This window comes from Candidatus Pacearchaeota archaeon (genome assembly GCA_038874355.1).
GTDB lineage: Archaea > Nanobdellota > Nanobdellia > Pacearchaeales > GW2011-AR1 > JAVZCO01.
Genome location: JAVZCO010000001.1, coordinates 153,645 through 155,006 on the forward strand (window position 1 = coordinate 153,645; position 1,362 = coordinate 155,006).

Genomic DNA, 1,362 nt, shown 5'->3' on the forward strand with positions numbered 1-1,362 from the left:
ACATTTATTTGGAGTACATTTTTCACAAGAGCCTGTTAAAGGATTACATGTATTCTTGCATATAGAATAAGTTCCATCAGGACATAATATTTTTGTCTCACCACAATCTTTTCCTTGACATAGATCTTTGCAAGGTTCTGGTGTGCAGCTTGTACATAATCCGGTTTTAGGATCACATGTATTTTGACATGAACTTATGCTTCCATCAGGACATTTTATCTCGCTGTTATTACATTTTACATTTAAGCATAAATCTTTGCATGTATTTACTGGAGTGCAGCTTGTACATAATCCGGTTTTAGGATCACATGTATTTGTACAGCTTGAAGTGGTTCCATCAAAACATTGTATTGTAGAAGCAGAACAAACAACATTTTCACATTTATTCTCACATTTATTTGGAGTACATTTTTCACAAGAGCCTGTTAAAGGATTACATGTATTCTTGCATATAGAATAAGTTCCATCAGGACATAATATTTTTGTCTCACCACAATCTTTTCCTTGACATAGATCTAAACTATCACATTTCAATAACGGACATGGTTCTTCTTCTATTTTTTCTATAGAAGTACATCCATCACTTATTATACACTTAATTGTCCTATTATATGAATTACATTTTGGAATACAAAAAGAACATTGCCCAGTTGAAGGATCGCATGTATTCTTACAATTTGCAATCGAACAATCTGAAAGACATAATACTTTAGTATCTGGACAAATTTTTCCTTTGCATTTATCCTTACAATCAGGAATACATTTTGAACATTTTCCTGTGTTAGAATCGCATGTATTTGTACATGAAGCAGTTGTTCCATCAGGACATTTAATAGTAGTATCTTCGCAAATAATGTTATTACACCTATCAACACATTTATTACTTATACATTCTTCTGTTTCTTTACATGTTTGTATCGAGCTCCATGTTAAATTTCCTTTTGAATTTTTTATACATGTTTGCATATTTTTTTTGTCCATACATCTTGTTTCTCCTTCATAACTACATGACAAAAGTCCTTCCTTACATATCATTCCTTGACTAACTTTTTGTTGAGATGACCATTTCAAACATCCTGTATTATCTTTTTGACATATTTGATAAGCAGATGTAGTTATACATCTTATTTCTCCTTCAGAATTACAGGAATTATAAGAAGAACATATGAATTTATCATCTTTACATATCATTCCTTGACTAACTTTTTGTTGAGATGACCATTTTAAAAAGCCTTTATTATCTTTTTGACATATTTGATAAGCAGATGTAGTTATACATCTTATTTCTCCTTCAGAATTACAGGAATTTAAATCTTCTTTATTTTTTGATGAACAAGAACCATCTTTACAATATGTTCCGCT

At 30.6% G+C, this 1,362-nt stretch carries 1 protein-coding gene; it reads right to left on the bottom strand.

Annotation, left to right across the window (positions count from 1 at the left end):
• Positions 1 to 1,362, bottom strand: a 1,362-nt coding sequence (locus QW117_00955) for a hypothetical protein (GenBank protein ID MEM3405524.1), incomplete at both ends; no start/stop codon positions are given.